Genomic DNA, 18943 nt, shown 5'->3' with positions numbered 1-18943 from the left:
TTCATTTACTGAAATCTAATTGACACCCTATCCATTATAAACCTAGTGTCAAGTACGAGCAATACACAAAATATATCCTTTAGTTGTTACTAATTATGTTTCTTAGTATAATATACATAACAGATCGATTAAATCTGTAACACACAGTTAAATTATATAAACTCCCACTAAATGAAGGAGGGGAAAAATATGATTAATATCACAAATACAGCTCTAGAAAAAATTAATGAAATGTTAGCTGCTGAGGAATCATCTGATTTATTTTTACGAATTGGTGTTAAGTCAGGAGGATGTAGCGGTTTCTCATATGGTATGGGTTTTGATAATGAGCAGGCTGACGATGACAAAGTATTAGACATTCAAGGACTTAAGGTTGTAGTTGATGAGGATAGTCAAAAGTATTTAAATGGTTTAAATGTAGACTATAAAGAGTCAGCTATGGGCGGAGGATTTACAATTGAAAATCCAAATGCATCAGCAACATGTGGTTGCGGAAGTTCATTTAGAACAGAATCAGATGCAGGACAACCAAGTGAATGTTAATAATTAATTAAAATGTATCAAAGTAAACCAGTTTAATAATCATGAACATAAAAACCTTCTTGATAGTAAGGATTACAAAATACTATCGGGAAGGTTTTTTTATTTAAAAAAAGGAGATGAGTTCAATGGTCGCATTTATAGTCATTGTTGCATTATTCTTAGGGTTTTGTGTATTATTAGCATACTTTTTAATGGTAGGGGTGAAGAAAGATACAACTGAATATGATCGAAAATATTTGTGGAATAATGATAAAAATATAAATCTCTAGAAATTGTGATCAATCTGTAACATATACATATATAACTCACTTTTTTAGGGGGAGTTATATATGTGGTCATTTATCATTATCATCGTTCTATTTTTAAGTTTTTGTTGTTATCTAACATATCTTCTTGGAGTAGCAGTGAAAACAGATACAACATTGTATGATCAAACCTATTTATGGAAAGATTACGACATAAGTTTAGAAGAAATGAATTTAAGTAAGTAACAAGAGCTAAAAGTGCTGTTCAAAAAGTTCAGTTTTCAGCATCGAGAAGGTGGCTTGATGGAACAAGATTGATTGTAAAAGAAGCTGATGAAGAATTTCATCAGCTTCTTTTACGAAATGCGCGTCTTTCAGCATATTCTGTACATTTTCTGCATACCACTACAGGTTCACTAGTATCATTGTAATATTTACTAGCATCAATTGCCTTTTTTCCACAGATCGCACATTTTTTTGGAGCAAATAATTTTTTTAATCTTTGTAACATTTCTTCACTCTCCCAGTGATAAGAACACTTGTTCCAAAACTTATTTTTTGTTACACTATGAATAAATCTATATTAACAGGTGATTAAAATGAAGTTGCTAAGTGATGAAAAATTGTTGAAAACTTATGCTTTGTCTTTAAAGTTAAAATTAGATCCAGATTTTATTCAATTATTGTTAGAAGAATGTATTAATAGAGGTTTGAAGACTAAGGATGAAGATTGTAAAAATGAAATTAAAGAAAGCAATATCTTATACTCAATTGAATGTGCTTAAATATTATTATATTCAGTCTCATTAATCATTTTATGAAATTCAAATTGGCATGATTCACAATAAGCAAGATGCACACATTGATGATTTATCAAATCAGGATAACCGTTTGTATTTTTCAATTCATCTATAGCTAGATAAGCAGAATATGGTCCCATAAAGTCACCGATTCGCCCGCAATCTTTAGCATTATGATTGCATTTGGGGCAGATTACATTAAGTTTTGAGAAGCCATTACAAACTGGACAAAAAAAAGACATAGGGTATCCCTCCGTAAAAAATATTCTTCTTGGAGTAGGATACCCTATATTTTAAAATTTCATATTACTGCTATGTCCTGGAGATAATTTTGCATCAGGATCAACATATACTTTTGCATTGTTAATGGCAGTAGGAGCTTCACCAAATCCAACAGCAATAAGTTTTAGTTTACCAGCATAAGTTGAAATATCCCCTGCTGCAAAAATTCCCGGTATATTTGTTTCCATTCTTGAATCAACTACAATGGAACCTTTTACAATATTTAGACCCCACTCAGCAATCGGACCTAATGATGAGATGAAACCATAATTTACAATGACTGTATCTACTTCTAAGTCAAATTCCTCATCTGTTTTGCAATCCTTAATCGTAACTTTTTCAATTCTATCTGTACCATGAAGTTTACTAATCTCTTTTGGTGTAAGTACATTTACTGATGAATTCATTAGATTATCCACACTGTGCTCATGTGCTCTAAATTTATTTCTACGATGGATGATTGTCACTTCTTTTGCGATGGGTTCTAACATCAATGCCCAATCAACAGCAGAGTCACCACCTCCGCAAATCACTACTTTTTCATCTTTATATACACTTAGATCTGGAACAAAATAATGCAGGTTTTTCTTTTCAAATTGTTCTGCATTTGGTAAATCTAGTCTCCTAGGTTCAAAAGCCCCTATTCCACCTGTGATTATGATAGCTTTTGCTAAATGTACAGCTTTATTGGTAGTGATTTCAAATAAACGCTCTTCTTTTTTTTCAACTTGCAAAACTTTTTCTTCTAAGCAAACTTCCGTGGGGAAGTGTTTCATTTGTTCCTTTAAATTATCGATTAGCTCTTGAGCTCTTACCTTTGGGAACCCAGCAACATCATAGATGTATTTTTCAGGATATAATGCTGCTAATTGACCTCCTAATTGTGGCATGCTCTCTATAATTTTTACAGAAGCATGTCTCATCCCACCATAAAAAGCAGCGAACATTCCTGCAGGTCCACCACCAATAATGGCAATATCAACGATTTCATTATTATGTTGTAAATTCGACACGAAAATTGCACCTCCGAGAATTTGAACCTTCCGTACTTCATTATAAACTTACCTATCTTAAAAGAAAACCTTTAAAATCACACAAAATAAAAATTCATCGATACAAAATTTATATGGATTTAATCACTTATTGTTATCATTAATATTAGTTTGTGAATTTTGTTACGAATTTAGACAAATTTCTCTTGCTATTTTTGAATTAACGTTATATTATTGCATTTGGATAAGTAAATGATGCAGTAATTTACAACATAAAATTTATTGGGGTGGATAAAAATAAAATTAAATTTTCATGGATTTGATTGTACTTTTTTTCACAACTCATTTACAATACAGAACTGGATGGGAGTAAATTTATGAGTCAAATACCAAGAATAGTCATTATTGGAGCAGGTTATGGAGGGGTTGTAACTTCTATTCGTTTGCAGAAAGAATTAAATTATAACGAAGCAGATATTACTTTAATAAATAAACATGATTATCATTATATTACTACCCATTTGCATATGCCTGCAGCTGGTACGGATGATCCTAAAAATGCAAGAGTAGATATTTCTAAATTAATTGATGAATTTAAAGTGGATTTTATTAAATCTACAGTGGTTGATATTAACACTGAGGAAAAGAAAGTAATCTTAGAAGATAGTACAGTTTCTTATGATTATTTAGTTGTTGGACTGGGTGGAGAGCCAGAAACATTTGGAATTCCAGGACTTAAAGAGTATGCATTAAGTATTCGCAGCATAAATAGTGTGAATTATATTCGTGAGCACATAGAATATATGTTTGCGAAATATAAAAATGATGAAAGTCGTACAGATTATTTGACTTTTGTAGTAGGTGGATCTGGTTTTACAGGAATTGAATTTGTTGGAGAATTGGCTGATCGACTTCCAAAATTATGTAGTGTATTTAATGTTGATCCTAGTTTAGTTAGAATCGTGAATGTCGAAGCAGCTCCTACAGCATTACCTGGGTTTGATCCAGAATTAGTTAAATATGCAATGAATTTGCTTACGGATAAAGGTGTTGAATTTATGATTTCAACTCCAATTAAGGAGTGTACTCCTGATGGCGTTATATTAGCTAGTGGAGAGGAAATTAAATCCCAAACTGTGGTTTGGACAGGTGGAATACGCGGTAACAGCTTAGTAGAAAATGCAGGATTTGAAGCTGTAAGAGGTCGTGTAAAGGTTGATGAATATTTAAGAGCACCAGGTTTTGACGATGTATTTATCATTGGTGACTGTTCTGTTATGTTCAAAGAAGATGGAAAACCATTTCCACCAACTGCTCAAATTGCAATGCAGCAAGGTGTAGCCTGTGCTTATAATTTAGCAGCTAGCATTAGAGGGGAAAAATTAAAAACATTTAAACCAGAAATCAAAGGAACAGTTGCATCATTAGGTAAAGGTGAAGCCATTGGGGTAGTAGGGGAAAAGAAAATAAAAGGTTATACTGCTGCTATTATGAAAAAAATGATTGATATTCGATATTTATACATTATTGGCGGAATACCACTTGTTTTAAAGAAAACACGTTTTTAATGAACTTATTTTAATTGATACTCATTTACATTAAATATCATTTTAATTTATAGGTTTTGTAAGAGGAGGTTGTACGATAGTGAAACATTGTAGTGTGCAAGTTCGAGGTTTATTAACAAGAGATGAGCTTGATCGATATAATGCATTAATGGATGTTGGGCATTATTTAGAAGACCAAAGTCGACATGATTTAGCCTACACGGTTCAAAAAGAAATTGATTATCTCGTACAACCTGCGATTGAACGTTTAAAGGAAAAAAGCCGACAAAGAGATCGGGATACAGAAGAATACTTGAGACAAAAATCAGAAATGGAATAATAATTAAGAAAAACCATTAGTGAAATTTATTTATTCACTGATGGTTTTTCTTCTATAATCATTTATATTTTGTCTTTATTTTAGTTTTTTTAAAGCTTCAATAGCTTCTGATGGTTCCATACGTTTTGTATAGTCTGCATTAGCAAATCCTGCAACAATTTTTTTATTTGATTCAATGATATAAGTAGCTGGTATTGGCAATGTCCAACTTTCATCATTATTTCTTTTTCCTAAGTCATTTTGGAACACATTTTTATACACTTCTTTTATATAGTCAGGAAACTGAAACGTTAATTTATAGTTCTCAGAAACTTTATTTCCAATATCGCTTAATACTTGAAAAGATAAATTATGTTTTTCTTTTAAGGTTAATGAATAGTCTGGTTCTTCTGGACTAATTGCAAATAGTTGAGCACCTAGTTCAGTAATTTCATTTATTTTTTGTTGATATGCTCTTACTTCCAAATTACAGTATGGGCACCACTCACCACGATAAAAACTCAGTATGACAGGCCCTTTATTTAGTTCATCATAAAGGTGGACATTTTCTCCTACTGCATTTTTTAAAGTGAAATCTGGTGCAGTATCACCAACTTTTAATCCTTTAGGATGATCAGACTCATCTAATTCTTTTATAGATTGAAAAACCTGTTCTAATACCTCTTGTGGGACTCTCTTTAAATTTTCATCTTGAAATTGTTTGATGTCTTGAGCTAATGTCATATATAAACACTCCTTATTATAAAATAAATTACTTATTGATACTTACAGATAAAATGATACCATGTTAAATTTAAAAAGAATGTGAAATAGATTACAAAAAATATTTCAATTTGATTAATCATTATGAAAATAAGAAAACAAAAAACGAGCAGTAGTTTTCTGCTCGTTTTACTATTTATATTTTATGATATTAAATTTCTAACATTTTTGACATCTTGTTCTGGTCTAATAAATTGCCTACAAAAAACTCTCCAAATTCACCGAATCTAGCACTTACTTCATCAAAGCGCATTTCATATACAAGTTTTTTAAACTGTAACGCATCATCAGCAAATAAGGTAACGCCCCATTCCCAATCGTCAAATCCAACGGAGCCCGTAATAATTTGTTTTACTTTCCCAGCGTATTGTCGTCCAATCATTCCATGACTTCTCATCATTCCACGACGTTCTTCCATGCTCAGCATGTACCAATTATCATTACCTTCACGGCGTTTATTCATTGGATAAAAACATAAATGATTTGCTTTTGGTAGTGAAGGTTTTAGCCTAGCAACAATTTCTGGGTTTTGCATTGGATCTCCGTCACCTTGAGCCATGTAATTACTTAATTCAACTACAGAAACATAAGAGTAAGTTGGGATTGTAAATTGTGCAAATGATGTTTTATTAAATGCATTTTCTAATTCATTTATTTCTTCAAGTGTTTCACGAAGGTGCATCATTACAAAATCGGCTTTTTGACCAACGATACTATAAAGAGCTGTACTTCCTTGTTTTTTATCTTCTATATTTGACCATTCTTGTATAAATGAAAGAAATTCATCCTCAGCTTGTTTTCTCTCTGCTGGGGATAGGCTTTTCCAAGCATTCCAATCCATTGCTCTAAAATCATGTAACGCATACCAACCTTCTAAGGTTAAAGCTGCTTCACTCATTAAAAAGTTCACTCCTCTAATTTTTATATACATATGTAAAATTTTTTTGTAGTAGTTTCCCCATTATTTTAAACTAAACATTAGTTCGTAGCAAATCTTATAGTTCAAACTATGGTAAAATTCATAATTTGTTTACAAATCAAAAATAGGTTGTGAAATACTCCCATACTTGTTGACTTAGTGTAAAAAAATCAAGTAAAATACTAGAAGTTCTTATTTCTTGAAAATGAGGGGTTAACAATATGAGCACCGAAGTTGATATTATTCAATTACCAATCCTGTTTGCTTTAATGTTTGTTTTATTTTTTGGCATAGGTTTTATTTTAAATATGTTATTAAAAACTACCTGGTTTCCTGTTTACGTGTATATATTGGTTGTTATTCCTTACATGGTATATTGGTTATGGGAAGCTGGAGAATCTTTACTTACTAACATAACTCAGTATCAAATTACTGATTACATCACATTTATTGGTGGTTTAGTAGGTGCCATCTTAAGTGGATTGGCAATTAAAAAATTGAGAAATCAAGGTTATAAAATGTTCTAAAACTAAGATCAGCAGCTCCTGATACTAAGGAGCTGCTTTTTTACTTTTTAAAGGCTCGCTAACTGGAGAGTTTCCTTCATTTGAAACTAGAAAAATTCCCAATAAATTGGTTAGTAAAAACATCAACTAAGGAAATAATAAAAAAGCAGAAACCAATGATGGGGGAATGTAAATGCCTTTTAAACAAGTAAATGGAGTTAAACTTTATTATCAAGTGAAGGGTTCAGGTATACCTATCATATTCATTCACCCTCCTTTGCTTACTTGTTCGAACTTTATTTATCAAACCCAACAATTATCCGATGAATTTGAAGTCATTACGTTTGATATTCGAGGTCATGGTTTAAGTCAATCTTCAAAGGAACCTCTTACCTTTTCTCTGATTGCTGATGATATAATACAGCTTTTGGATTTTTTAAAAATAAAACGATGTTATATTTGTGGATATTCAACAGGAGGTACTATAGCATTGGAAGCCATGTTAACTTATCCAGACCGTTTTTTTGGGGGAATATTAATTAGTGCTATGTCTGAGGTAAGTGATTTTAAATTAAAGAGAAGAATTATGATGGCTGTTGGTTTAACTTCAATAAGAGCAAAAAGTTTTCTTGCTTATGTCATTACTCGTGGGAATGCAGATATAAAACCTACATTTAAACAATTATATAAGGAAGCAAAAAGAGGAAACGTTAAAAATATAAAGCAGTATTACAGAGCTACACTTTCTTATAATTGTTCCTCTAAATTGAAGTATTTACAAACTCCTCAATTATTAATTTATGGTGATCAAGATAAAGGATTTCATAAATACGCTAATATTCTGCACAAAGAATTACCTAATAATGAAATTCATTTTCTACAGGGAAAAACTCATCAAATCCCAACCAAATCAGCACTTCATATGAATCATTTAATTACAGATTGGATTGAAAAACACCAAAAAGAGTTATGTAAACAAAATGAAGATATCGCTTATTTAGATTTCTGCAATATGATAAAAGAATCAGAGAATGGAATCGATAATTTTCACTGAAATTTGGATATATATTAACTTCACTTTTGTAAGTATAATTGTGTTAAAATAAAGGATACTATAAACTCTATTTCTTTGGTTTATAGAGTTTATAAATTTATTAATTGGTGAGTTTTATATATGAAAATAATGAATATACTGCACTTTACAGAAAATCATCGATTTTATATTTATCGAGATTTTTCTATGAGTTCTATGAATACTTATATGTTAAATAATATATACCAGCCAATGGTTGGGTTAAGTGCGATAAGTTTGTATCATTTTTTATATCAGCAAGTTTCCTCTGATCAATTAGGCTATTCTGAAATAGAGCAGCAAAGGAAGCTCTTTTTATTTCTAGGAATTGAACCTAGCGAAAGAGGAAGGAAATTTTTAATCGAACAGTTTTCTAAACTGGAAGCTATAGGTTTGTTACAAACATACCGTAAATATATTTTGGATAGTGATGATTACATATATGAATATAAGTTGCTTTCTGCATTATCTCCGAAGGAGTTTTTTAAAAATCAGCATCTAACGCTTTTATTAAGAGATAAAATTGGAAAACACACTGTTATCTCCTTAAGAGATTCATTTAAAGAAAAGCTTCCATCGGAAATTTCTTCGAAAGAAATATATTCAGAAAATGTGTCTGTTCCATTTTATGATTTGTTTCAGTTAAATACACAAGTAGTAGATAAGGAATTGGAACAGGCTGAACTTGAGGTTGGTGCTTCATTACAAATTGTGAATCAAATACTTGAATCTGAGCCTTCGAATGAATATACTTATGCAGATTTAATTACTAGAATACCACGTAACTCTATGAATCGTTCATGTATTGAAAACTTAAAATATGAACCTGAGCAAATCAAAGCGATCAATTATGTTATTAAGAAATATCATTTAACCTTACAAGAAATCAGTAGCTTATTAGATGAAGATGGTATCTTTTCTGAAAATGGTGACTTGGTTATTGATCAATTACAGAAAAAAGCAAATTCTAATTATAGACAGGATAAAACACGTGAAGACAATCGCGAACGATTTTTTAAAAAAAGCTCAAAAGACGATGCTTCACCTTATGAAGAAAAAATTGTAGATTCTATATATTTTTTAGATATTCCAGAAGTATTTATTGGTCAGTGCGATCAACAACAATATAACATGATGTTATGTAACTCTCCCTATACTCATGTATTAAAAAGAGTTTTCCCTGGCTCAATTCCAGATCGTATTTTAGATATTTTTGATAAAATTGACGTGAATTATAAACTTAAAGAGGAAGTTATTAATGTTTTGATTCATTATTTAGTCTCTCAAGATTTAGATTGGAATAAAAACTTCATAGATTCTATTGCTTCTGATCTATTAGGAAAACAAGTAAATAGCTTTGAGCAAGCTGTTAAATATATTCGAAATAAAAATGAGGTTAAGGAAAAGTTAAAAGCAAATAAAACAAACAAGACTTCTAAAAATAGAACTTACTCTCAAAGATCGTACCAACATCAAAAACCGAAAATACCGATTATTACGAATGGGAAAATTGAAAAAACTACTTTTACTCAAAAAGAACTTGATGAAATTCAAAAGTTATCTGAACAATTGGATGGTAAATGATATATAGACTAGTGTTAGAAAGGAGTCCACCTACATGGAATCATTATCTCAGGTGATGAAAAGTATAACTAATTCTAAGCAATTTGATTCTGGAAAAGAAAAAGTAAAACATCTTTTATCAGATCCTTTAATAAAGAAATTTTTACTAAAGCATCCAGAATTAACGGATCGAGATATAAAAGTACACATGAATCGCTTGTATGAATATGTAAAAGAATATAACCAATGTGAAAGGTGTCCTGGATTAGAGAACTGTCCAAATGATTTTAAAGGACATTATACTAAACTAACAGTTGAAAATTCCAATGGTTTATCTCACATATTTGATCAAAAAGTTTCATGCAAAAAACTGATTGCATCTCAATCACAAGAAAAAATTAGAAAAAGAGTTCGCAGCTTTTATATTGATGAGCGAGCTTTAAATGAAGGATATTCAGCAAACGAAATTTTAATGAAAGATGCTGAAAGATACAAGTCTGCTAAACAAGTGACTGAATATATTGTAAAATCGAAAAACGAAGGTCTATCCAACATAGGTTTGTATTTAGAAGGGGGATTCGGAACAGGGAAAACCTTTTTAATGTGTTATATGTTATATGAGTTAGCTAAAAGCGGGTATACAGGTGTAATTGTATATGTACCTGATTTTATTGAAGACTTAAAGGAAATGATGAAGGATACTGGAAGATTAAAAGATACAGTTGAATTGTTAAAAACAACTGATTTATTAGTGTTTGATGACATTGGCGCAGAGAATCTAAATCCTTGGGCAAGAGATCATGTCATGGGTACGATATTGAATTATCGTATGAATCGGAAACCAACTTTCTTTACTTCAAATTATACTTTGAGAAAATTGGAGAAACATTTTAGCTTTACGAGTAAAGATGGAGAAGAGGAACATAAAGCACAACGAATAATGGATCGTATTGAGCCTTTCGTAAAAGTAATTGAAGTGAAGGGAACTAATAAAAGAAGAACCAATGAATCAATGTAAAAAATATGAAGAAACCCTCATTATAAGTAAATGAGGGTTGTTATATTGAATAGACACACATTATGTACTATTTAGTAATAACAGACAAAATAGTGGCAATGATCGCGATGAGAAAGAAAATACCAGTTGAAACTGCAAATCCGACACCAACATCAATAAAATCATTTCTTGGTTCTTCATTCACGTGCAATTCAGGTTGTCTAGTTTCGCTCATATGAAATTCCCTCCTAAAATAGCTCAATTAGTATTAAGTATACCTAACCAAGTATATAATTGTAAAGTATATGAAAGTGACAATTGTGAGTCGCTTCGCATAAATTATTTGATTGTGACCATAATAAGTTTGAATAGTGAATCCAGATTAGAAACATTCTAATTTAGATTTGAAATTAACTAACTTTATGTTATAATGTACAAATAATATTAGAAATTATACATTTTAAATAAAGGAGAATCAATCATGGCTATCGTGAATGTATCAGATCAATCATTTAAAGGGGAAGTTGAGAGCACTGGAACTGTTCTTGTTGACTTTTGGGCTCCTTGGTGCGGACCTTGTAAAATGGTAGCTCCAGTACTTGAAGAATTAGACGAAGAGATAGGTAATGAACTTAAAATCGCAAAAGTGAATGTGGATGACAATCCAGAGTCAGCTTCACGTTTTGGAGTAATGAGTATTCCAACTTTAATCGTATTTAAAGATGGAGAACCTGTAGATAAAGTTGTTGGTTTCCAACCGAAAGATGCTCTGAAGAGTGTAGTGTCTAAACACCTTTAATTCGAAAATAAAACACAAAAACAATCCCTTTTAAAACGAGGGATTATTTTTTTATGCTTAATCTTTTTCACTTAATCTATCTAACATTACAAAAAACATCCAAGGGATATCATCAAGTATTTCTTGCGGGTTTTCAGACACTTTTCTCTTCCAATCTACAGGTTCTTTGATCAAACCTTTTTTACTTAAATTTTCTATTGCTTGATGGGCTAGATGAATTTCCCAATCCATTAACTTCAAAATATCCTCCTCCTTAGACAAACATTCATAATATTCTTTGACTACATCTTGCAATAACTGATAATAAGATTTCCCTGTTTTTAAAAGTGCGTTTTGCGGGTCGGTCTTTCGTTCTGGATCTAAGATGTGATGACCAACAATTTTCGTAGGGTCCAGTCCAAATTTATAGCAGATATAGGACAACAACCAAACGTATCTATTATAAGCTTCTTCATTATGGATATTTCCTCTGTTGCAGGAATAACAAAGTTCCACGCCTGCAGCGACATCATTTGCATCATCACCAAATCTTTGATTGTCTAAAGGCTTCTCGTATAGTACATGCCAAGCTTTTTCAGGTGTTCCTGTTAACAAAGGAATACATTCATAAATTCCTGTATCATCAACAAATAGATGTGCAGAAGCATTCATGTCATTGTTTGAATTCTCGTAATAAGCAATATTTTGTAATGCTGTAGATCCGTCATTTCCTGTATCATGTGCAACGATAAAACTAACTTGTGGCATTTTTATTCCTGATCGTCTTTTTGTTCCTGAAGTGAGATATTTATTTGTAATGGTATATTTTTTTTTAAAACTCAAGTTTGTTCATTCCTCTCTTTATTAACGATCATTTTATTTCTTTTTTTAGTCTCTTTTATGGCGTCTTTGGCTATGTTAAAAGCATTGATGCCAGTAATTGCATAAATTAAGGTGCTCATAAACATCAGTAGATTATCACTGATATCACCATCAAACACGTACATGGTCAATCCAAATAAAGAAGAAATGAATAAAATCAAAATGAAGGCACTCACCTTGACTTCATTTATAGAAAAAACCTTATCAAATAAATTGTTCATTTAAGTTCCCCCTTTAATTAACCAAAAATAAATACTTCCCATTATACCGAGAAGGAACCAAGTAGCTTTAGACCATAGTTGTTCCCACTTGTTACTTGAATAATTTCTGTTGTTTACAATGTCTTCACGTATATTGTTGATGTTTTGATTGATTTCAACGATCTCTTTCTCTTTAGTTTTTAACATCTCGCCTAATTCTGGTCTAGGAACGAAATTTTGATTCCATCCGTCTAATTTTCCATCCATCTTCAACATGACTTCACGTATAGTTTTAATCTCTGTTTCTAGTTTTGCAAGTCTCTCAATATCCTGCTTCTCCATGTCAATTCATTCCTTATTTATATATTAAAACCCCCAGAATGGAAAACTCCATACAAGAAATTAGGAGATTTCCACTTTAGGGGGCTCTATCTTGAATTGATATTACCGCATTTGATACTAAAACTGATATGTTTAAGTGGTTTAACGTTCTCTTATACTGCTCGTTTTACTCAAGGGTGTTTCCGTGATAGAATAAATTAAATATTGTTGAACTTTCCGGTTAAACCATTATATTCAATGGAAATGGAGTCTTGTCCTTGACCAAAGTATGCAGAGAACTTTTGACTTGAAACTTCAGACAAGATTTGTCCTTTGTGTGTCTCGTTAGAATGCAATAAGATTTTAACTTTTTCAATAGGCGTAAAAGTTACACTCTGTCCAGCAAGCACTGTGGAAGCGGTAATCGGAGCTCCTTTACACTTATTATTATTTACTGTGACAGTTTGTGCTAAACCTAACGTAAGATTTTCTGATGTATTATTAACAGCCTGAAACGAACCTTTTTTTGTTTTTTCGTCAGCATTTCTTCTGAAAATTCCAGTGTTAAAATCATATACAATGCCATCATTTGCATTTGTTTCAGATACTTTATCAATCATTACTCCATGTTGAGATAGGTTAGTCGAAGCGAAAATACTATAATTTTCATCCCAACTTATTTTATTGCATTGAAACGGAGTAAAAGTAACCCAAGGAACAGAATTACCTGAAGACTCCTTAATTAGTGTTACCTTTTGATTTGCTTTATAAATGTTTGCCAAGTCGTCACAGCTAAAATTAATTTTCAAATTATATTCCATATTAATTACTCCTCTTTATTTTTTTTTGAGATTACAAGGGGTATGAAGCAGATTGGTCTATCCCAAACCAATTATGCTTTGTTTTGTATTCTCTATAAGATAAAGTCTCTTTAAGGTATCAAAAAGCAACCATAAATATTAATCTTTTTCTCTATTTAATAAATCTATAAGTGATTCTCCACTTTCAAAATACCCTGACGTCATTTTTTTTATTATAGATTCAACTAAAATTTGTTGCAGATCCTCCCTTTCATTCTTGTGGGTTTGCTGTAAAACTGATTGTATTTTTGGATACAACATATCTAAAACAGATAGTATATTCTCTTCTCTAGTATTTTTTTGCAATTTATATCACCCTTTTGAATCATAATGTAATAGATTAGCTTTTATTAATACCAAAATCTTTTCTCAATTTTTTGATTGCGGTATTTCTTGTTTTTGAAATGGATTGTCTAGATATGTTTAATTTATTTGCTATTTCGATATCTTTCATTTCTTTAATATAATAAAAATAAATCACTTTTTTTTGAAGAATTGTTAGTTTACTTATTGAATTTCTTAACTGTTCATTTGTTACAAGATCCTCAATTTCTATATTCATTTCATCAACATTAAAGTATGCTTTTTTATCTTCTATACTGTTTAAAATGTAGTTGTTTCTTATATCGTTACTCTTATCTAATATTAATTGGAATCTCTGCTGCAGTTTTCTTTGGTTCATGTCGAATTTTATCGCTTTAAAATATAAATACTTATTAAAATAATTTAATACACGAACTCTGTAGTAATATTCTTTGAAACTAGTTTCTAGTTGTAGTAAGTAGGATAAATCTCCAGTTTTTAGATATTCTTCATATTGAATCTTATGTTTTTCTTCTTTAAAAAAATTTTTTAGAATAGGATTTTTCATTTTCTTTAATGAAATTTTCATATAGATTCTTCCTTTTAAAATATTTTGTAATAAAAATTAGAATATTGAATTTATGTGTATGAAGGAAATCATGGTGTTCGTTTTTCGTATAAGGGGTAAAGTTTAAACTACATCTAAACATTTAGTAAGTAAGTTATTTCTTCCTTATTATTAAAGTCCTTTAGTATGTAAAAAAAGCAACATAAAAGAAAAATTTGTTTAAAATTAGTATAATTTGTTTTTTAGAAAGAGATTAATTTGTATTTATTTTCTCATTTATAAAATAATGAATGGGTTGCTTTTTGATCTCTAAGAGAGACTTTATCCATAGAGATGCAAATAAGCATATTTAGTCTGGGGTAGACCAGTATGCTTTATATCCCTTGTGATCTTTATTAATAACGAAAAAACATTCATAACCCTTATTTTTGTACTAGAAAGGATGAAATGTTATGCCGAATACTCCTTATTACAATATGAGATATGAACCTAATGATCCTGAAAATAATCTTAAATCTATTATTTCTTATTACATTAACTCAAAATTTGATAATGTGGAAAAGAAACAAATTTGCTTAAATGGAATGAATGGTTGGAGTAGTGTTACTGAGAATGTAACTTTTAAACTAGCTGCCAGTGAAGATGATGCGGATTTAAGATTTTATACATTTGGTAGCGAGTATGATCGAGACCTTATTGCAATGACTCAAATTATTAAAAAAGATGAGCATACAATAGATCATAGCGTCGTTAATCTTAATGTTAGTAACCATAACTTGAATTCATATGATACTGCCAAGCTTTCTGCAGTAGCTTGCAATGCTGTAGGGCATGCATTGAGTTTAAAAAATCATATAGAACCATACAATTCGGTTATGTATAAGGATATGTTCTTAGATCATAATTTTGCATTAGCAGAGTATCCTCAAGATTGTGATAAAAATTCTGTTATAGATGTGTATAGTAAACCTCCTGGAGAAGCTCATAAAGGAACGACTCATAAGAAGAAATATGAAGAATTTAAATTGTACAAAGATAAAAATGCTAGAGAGAATCACAAACAAGATGTGAAATTCCTAAATCCTCTTGATGTCTCAGATTATGCTGATCTCGTATTTGTTGGGAAAGTAAAAGAGAAGAAAAATATTATCAAACAAGATGAAGATTATTGGATGACTTTTAAAGCAAGAGTAGATCATAAAGTAAAGGGAAAATTAGCAGATCCGTATGAGGTAGAGATTCACCAATATGGAAGTGACGAAGGCGGGAGCATACCTGCTCTTCATAATCTGAGATACTTACAAGCTGGAGATTCCATCGTTTTTATGGGTAATTATAAAGAAAATGGTATATTATCTGCTGTGAATGAAGGGGATGGTTTATTTGTAAAACATCCAGGTTTAGATCGATACAGTAGTTCTCTAGAAGGCAGTCTACTTTCCAATGTTCAATTTAGTTTAGATCAATTGCTAGGGTGTAATAGAGGTTGTAAATGTTAAAAGCCTTTCTTAGTGAAGGAATGGAGTAAAGAAAACAAATCATTTTATATAAAAGTTATGAAATATAAAATGAGGGAGTAATAGGTTATCGTGGTTGCTTATCAATGTCTTAAAGAGACTTTATATAGAGAGAGGCAGCAAAGCGCATATTTGGTTTGGGGTAGACCATTATGCTGTATATCCCTTGTGATCTAGTTCAAGGTAGATAACTAGATAACCTTTAATTTTTACTAGAAAGGGTGAAATGTTATGGCAGAGTATTACAATATAAGATTTCCAATAAATAAGGATGGATTCTTATCTGAGATCAGATATAGAGTGCTTGGCGGTGATAAGGCGCATTTTGGCTTCTTTAAAGCTTTGAAACTAGCGGAAGAGAAATGGAATAAGAGAATAAATAATATAGATTTACATCGTGATGACGGTATGACATCTATTTTAACAATTATCTTGGATGAGAATGATAACGATTATATATCAAGAATAGCAACTGAATATAATGAAGATACGTATGAAATTGAAAGAAGTACAATTAGATTAAATTTAAATTTAATAAATTCAATTTTAGCTAATGGTAAACAAAAAAGAGTTGCTTCAATAATAATGAATGCAATAGGATGTTCGATGGGTTTAAAACATAGAGAAATTAGAAATATTGTATTGGGTACAAGATCGATTATGTATGACTATGCATTTTTCAATAATAAATTTGTTTTGCCTTCTAAACCTGCAGAAGTAGATGTTCTTCTTTGTAATGACCTATATAACAAACCTCCAGGACAGTCGTCGGGAGACAACCCTAATGATGACGGAATTATTACTTATATATTAGGAAATAATTACTCCTTTAATACTACATTTATCAATCCTTTCGATGTCTCAGATGAAGCTGAACTCGTATTTATGGGGAAAGTAAAAGAGAAGAAACATATTGTCAAACAAGATGAAGATTATTGGATAACATATAAAGCAAGAGTAGATCATAAAGTAAAGGGAAAATTAGCAGATCCGTATGAGGTAGAGATTCACCAATATGGAAGTGACGAAGGCGGGAACATACCTGCTCTTCATAATCTGAGATACTTACAAGCTGGAGATTCCATCGTTTTTATGGGTAATTATAAAGAAAACGGTATATTATCTGCTGTGAATGAAGGGGATGGTTTATTTGTAAAACATCCAGGTTTAGATCGATACAGTAGTTCTCTAGAAGGCAGTCTACTTTCCAATGTTCAATTTAGTTTAGATCAATTGCTAGGGTGTAATAGAGGTTGCAAATGTTAAAAGCCTTTCTTAGTGAAGGAATGGAGTAAAGAAAACAAATCATTTTATATAAAAGTTATGAAATATAAAATGGGGAGTAATAGGTTATCGTGGTTGCTTATCAATGTCTTAAAGATACTTTATATAGAGAGATGCAACAAAGCATATTTGGTTTGGGGTAGACTAATATGCTGTATATCCCTTGTGATCGTTATTAATAACGAAGAAGGCATTATTAAGTATATTTCAGAAAGGATGGAAGGTTATGTAAGATACTTTCGCTAGGTTTGAAGGAAGATGATAGGTTTTGGAAGGGCTTAAAAGGCAGGAAACATACTAGCATATTTTCAAATGTAAGGGAGTAACTTTACAAAAAGTCGCTTCCTTCTTTTTTATTTTCGGATGGTAAATCATTTTATATAAAAGTTATGAAGTATGAATGAGGGAGCAATAGGTTATTAAGGTTTTATGAGTTAATCATGTTGTAATATATGCTCTCCTTTATTTGAGATCGTGGTTGCTTATCAATGTCTTAAAGAGACTTTATATATGGAGAAGAAAATTTATCAATACTATTCTAGAAAGGATGAAGTGTTATGCCATATACACCATTTTACAATATGAGATATCCAGCAGTATCTCAAACAAATTTTAAAGCTGAGATAAAGTATTATTTTGAAGATTCTGTATATACACCGCCAGATTCAGGTCTAAAATTCAAAGATAATTTCAATGCTGCTATAGCAAAGTGGAAAGAAGAATTATATGATTACGTAGGTTTTGAAGAAATACATAATGGGAATGATCAAAGCATCAATTTACGTATAAAGTTTGATGATAGAAATCACCATTGGATAGAAAAAACTGATTATGTTGTAGAAGCATCAACTGTAATTTCAACAACTATTACTTTTAATAAAAATTATTTAATGGAACCTAGATTAAAGGATTATCAAGTTAGACTTAATTCAATTGCATTAAATGCAATAGGGAATGTACTTAGTTTATTACGTGTAGAAGGAGAAGAGAATTATGAACCAATTATGAGAGATCATACATTTCGAAATGGACAATTTTTACTACCAGAACAACCTAGTAGAGAAGAGATTGAGCAAGTTCAACATATTTATGGAAAAGCTCCTGGGGATGCTACTCTGGGTGACAGTGTAGCATATGATGGATATCCATCTTATTTTATTTTTGAAGAAAATGTTTATTTCAACCCTCAAGATGTTTTTTATACTGCTGATCTCGTATTTATGGGGATAGTAAAAGAGAAGAAAAATATTTTCAAACAAGATGAAGATTATTGGATGACTTATAAAGTAAGAGTAGATCATAAAGTAAAGGGAAAATTAGCGGATCCGTATGAGGTAGAGATTCACCAATATGGCAGTGACGAAGGCGGGAACATACCTGCTCTTCATAATCTGAGATACTTACAAGCTGGAGATTCCATCGTTTTTATGGGTAATTATAAAGAAAACGGTATATTATCTGCTGTGAATGAAGGGGATGGCTTATTTGTAAAACATCTAGGTTCAGATCGATTCGTTAGTTCTCTTGAAGGTAGTCCACTTTCCAATGTTCAATTTAGTTTAGATCAACTTCTTGGATGCCATCGAAGGTGCAAATGTTAAATTTATTCCTTAATGAAGGAATGAGAAGTAAAGAAAGTAGAAATCAGGAAGCGACTAAATG

Annotated in this window: 26 protein-coding genes; 14 read left to right on the top strand and 12 right to left on the bottom strand. The window is 31.0% G+C overall.

The genetic code is table 11. The annotated features are described in order from the left end of the window. Window positions 1-189: 189 nt before the first annotated feature. The 3 genes from erpA to VQL36_RS16520 all read left to right on the top strand — a co-directional run bounded on the left by erpA (window position 190) and on the right by VQL36_RS16520 (window position 1034). A complete protein-coding gene (gene erpA / locus VQL36_RS16530) occupies window positions 190-543 on the top strand; it encodes an iron-sulfur cluster insertion protein ErpA (protein WP_349250376.1) in 354 nt (117 codons plus the stop codon). A gap of 125 nt (window positions 544-668) precedes the next feature. Beyond that, the gene (locus VQL36_RS16525) at window positions 669-812 is read left to right on the top strand and encodes a hypothetical protein (RefSeq protein ID WP_349250375.1); all 144 of its coding nucleotides are present in this window, start codon (window positions 669-671) and stop codon (window positions 810-812) included. A 60-nt stretch (window positions 813-872) separates the two neighbouring features. After that, entirely contained in the window at window positions 873-1034 is a 162-nt protein-coding gene (locus VQL36_RS16520; protein WP_349250374.1) for a hypothetical protein, read from the top strand. A 100-nt stretch (window positions 1035-1134) separates the two neighbouring features. On the opposite strand, the gene VQL36_RS16515 is transcribed toward VQL36_RS16520, so the two are convergent. Then, window positions 1135-1299 carry a hypothetical protein gene (locus VQL36_RS16515; protein WP_349250373.1) on the bottom strand — a complete coding sequence of 55 codons (165 nt, stop codon included), beginning with the start codon at window positions 1297-1299 and terminating at the stop codon, window positions 1135-1137. An 88-nt stretch (window positions 1300-1387) separates the two neighbouring features. On the opposite strand from VQL36_RS16515, the gene sda reads away from it, so the two are divergent. Continuing rightward, entirely contained in the window at window positions 1388-1573 is a 186-nt protein-coding gene (gene sda, locus VQL36_RS16510) for a sporulation histidine kinase inhibitor Sda (protein ID WP_349250372.1), read from the top strand. Here sda and VQL36_RS16505 read toward each other — a convergent pair. Then, complete coding sequence (locus VQL36_RS16505; RefSeq protein ID WP_349250371.1) at window positions 1570-1830, bottom strand: hypothetical protein; 261 nt, start codon at window positions 1828-1830, stop codon at window positions 1570-1572. The genes sda and VQL36_RS16505 overlap by 4 nt on opposite strands. A 51-nt stretch (window positions 1831-1881) precedes the next feature. Beyond that, window positions 1882-2883: an NAD(P)/FAD-dependent oxidoreductase gene (locus VQL36_RS16500; protein WP_413789523.1), complete on the bottom strand. Its 1002-nt coding sequence runs from the start codon at window positions 2881-2883 to the stop codon at window positions 1882-1884. A 356-nt stretch (window positions 2884-3239) separates the two neighbouring features. Between VQL36_RS16500 and VQL36_RS16495 the strand changes: the two genes are divergently transcribed. Together VQL36_RS16495 and VQL36_RS16490 are read left to right on the top strand one after the other, a co-directional pair. Beyond that, window positions 3240-4430 carry an NAD(P)/FAD-dependent oxidoreductase gene (locus VQL36_RS16495; RefSeq protein ID WP_349250370.1) on the top strand — a complete coding sequence of 397 codons (1191 nt, stop codon included), beginning with the start codon at window positions 3240-3242 and terminating at the stop codon, window positions 4428-4430. A gap of 79 nt (window positions 4431-4509) precedes the next feature. Beyond that, window positions 4510-4749 (top strand): hypothetical protein, encoded by a 240-nt coding sequence (locus VQL36_RS16490; RefSeq protein ID WP_349250369.1) that lies wholly within the window; start codon window positions 4510-4512, stop codon window positions 4747-4749. Between the two features lie 75 nt (window positions 4750-4824). On the opposite strand, the gene VQL36_RS16485 is transcribed toward VQL36_RS16490, so the two are convergent. Both VQL36_RS16485 and hemQ read right to left on the bottom strand, forming a co-directional pair. Continuing rightward, entirely contained in the window at window positions 4825-5472 is a 648-nt protein-coding gene (locus tag VQL36_RS16485) for a peroxiredoxin-like family protein (protein ID WP_349250368.1), read from the bottom strand. A gap of 190 nt (window positions 5473-5662) precedes the next feature. After that, on the bottom strand, window positions 5663-6409 hold the full coding sequence (hemQ, locus tag VQL36_RS16480; protein ID WP_349250367.1) for a hydrogen peroxide-dependent heme synthase: 747 nt from the start codon (window positions 6407-6409) through the stop codon (window positions 5663-5665). A gap of 242 nt (window positions 6410-6651) precedes the next feature. Here hemQ and VQL36_RS16475 point away from each other — a divergent pair, with 242 nt between their 5' ends. From VQL36_RS16475 to dnaI, 4 genes are all read left to right on the top strand, one after another. Beyond that, entirely contained in the window at window positions 6652-6957 is a 306-nt protein-coding gene (locus tag VQL36_RS16475) for a YuiB family protein (RefSeq protein ID WP_349250366.1), read from the top strand. Between the two features lie 172 nt (window positions 6958-7129). Beyond that, entirely contained in the window at window positions 7130-7990 is an 861-nt protein-coding gene (locus tag VQL36_RS16470) for an alpha/beta hydrolase (protein ID WP_349250365.1), read from the top strand. A gap of 120 nt (window positions 7991-8110) precedes the next feature. Beyond that, window positions 8111-9592 (top strand): DnaD domain protein, encoded by a 1482-nt coding sequence (locus VQL36_RS16465; RefSeq protein WP_349250364.1) that lies wholly within the window; start codon window positions 8111-8113, stop codon window positions 9590-9592. Window positions 9593-9626: 34 nt separating this feature from the next. After that, on the top strand, window positions 9627-10589 hold the full coding sequence (gene dnaI, locus VQL36_RS16460) for a primosomal protein DnaI (protein WP_349250363.1): 963 nt from the start codon (window positions 9627-9629) through the stop codon (window positions 10587-10589). A 67-nt stretch (window positions 10590-10656) separates the two neighbouring features. Here dnaI and VQL36_RS16455 read toward each other — a convergent pair whose 3' ends face one another. Beyond that, a complete protein-coding gene (locus VQL36_RS16455) occupies window positions 10657-10803 on the bottom strand; it encodes a YqzM family protein (protein WP_349250362.1) in 147 nt (48 codons plus the stop codon). A gap of 246 nt (window positions 10804-11049) precedes the next feature. Here VQL36_RS16455 and trxA point away from each other — a divergent pair, with 246 nt between their 5' ends. Beyond that, window positions 11050-11367, top strand: a complete 318-nt coding sequence (trxA, locus tag VQL36_RS16450; protein WP_349250361.1) for a thioredoxin — start codon at window positions 11050-11052, stop codon at window positions 11365-11367. A gap of 57 nt (window positions 11368-11424) precedes the next feature. Here trxA and VQL36_RS16445 read toward each other — a convergent pair whose 3' ends face one another. The 6 genes from VQL36_RS16445 to VQL36_RS16420 form a co-directional block, all read right to left on the bottom strand. After that, window positions 11425-12189, bottom strand: a complete 765-nt coding sequence (locus tag VQL36_RS16445) for a peptidoglycan recognition family protein (RefSeq protein ID WP_349250360.1) — start codon at window positions 12187-12189, stop codon at window positions 11425-11427. Further along, window positions 12186-12449, bottom strand: coding sequence for a hypothetical protein (locus VQL36_RS16440; protein WP_349250359.1), 264 nt, complete (start codon window positions 12447-12449; stop codon window positions 12186-12188). Before VQL36_RS16440 ends, VQL36_RS16445 begins: the two co-directional genes overlap by 4 nt. Beyond that, on the bottom strand, window positions 12450-12770 hold the full coding sequence (locus VQL36_RS16435; protein WP_349250358.1) for a hypothetical protein: 321 nt from the start codon (window positions 12768-12770) through the stop codon (window positions 12450-12452). A 197-nt stretch (window positions 12771-12967) separates the two neighbouring features. Further along, on the bottom strand, window positions 12968-13570 hold the full coding sequence (locus VQL36_RS16430) for a hypothetical protein (protein ID WP_349250357.1): 603 nt from the start codon (window positions 13568-13570) through the stop codon (window positions 12968-12970). A gap of 138 nt (window positions 13571-13708) precedes the next feature. Continuing rightward, the gene (locus tag VQL36_RS16425; protein WP_349250356.1) at window positions 13709-13915 is read right to left on the bottom strand and encodes a hypothetical protein; all 207 of its coding nucleotides are present in this window, start codon (window positions 13913-13915) and stop codon (window positions 13709-13711) included. A 34-nt stretch (window positions 13916-13949) separates the two neighbouring features. Further along, window positions 13950-14501, bottom strand: coding sequence for a sigma factor-like helix-turn-helix DNA-binding protein (locus VQL36_RS16420; RefSeq protein WP_349250355.1), 552 nt, complete (start codon window positions 14499-14501; stop codon window positions 13950-13952). A gap of 431 nt (window positions 14502-14932) precedes the next feature. Between VQL36_RS16420 and VQL36_RS16415 the strand changes: the two genes are divergently transcribed. The 3 genes from VQL36_RS16415 (at window position 14933) to VQL36_RS16405 (ending at window position 18882) form a co-directional block, all read left to right on the top strand. Continuing rightward, a complete protein-coding gene (locus VQL36_RS16415; protein WP_349250354.1) occupies window positions 14933-15979 on the top strand; it encodes a hypothetical protein in 1047 nt (348 codons plus the stop codon). 249 nt (window positions 15980-16228) lie between these two features. Further along, the gene (locus VQL36_RS16410) at window positions 16229-17263 is read left to right on the top strand and encodes a hypothetical protein (RefSeq protein WP_349250353.1); all 1035 of its coding nucleotides are present in this window, start codon (window positions 16229-16231) and stop codon (window positions 17261-17263) included. 575 nt (window positions 17264-17838) lie between these two features. Next, the gene (locus VQL36_RS16405; RefSeq protein ID WP_349250352.1) at window positions 17839-18882 is read left to right on the top strand and encodes a hypothetical protein; all 1044 of its coding nucleotides are present in this window, start codon (window positions 17839-17841) and stop codon (window positions 18880-18882) included. Window positions 18883-18943: the final 61 nt, after the last annotated feature.

The sequence above is a fragment of the Chengkuizengella sp. SCS-71B genome, from assembly GCF_040100845.1.
In the GTDB taxonomy this organism is placed as follows: Bacteria; Bacillota; Bacilli; order Paenibacillales; family KCTC-33759; genus Chengkuizengella.
Note: the sequence above shows the minus strand (reverse complement) of the source record. Positions and strands in the feature narration are given on the sequence as shown.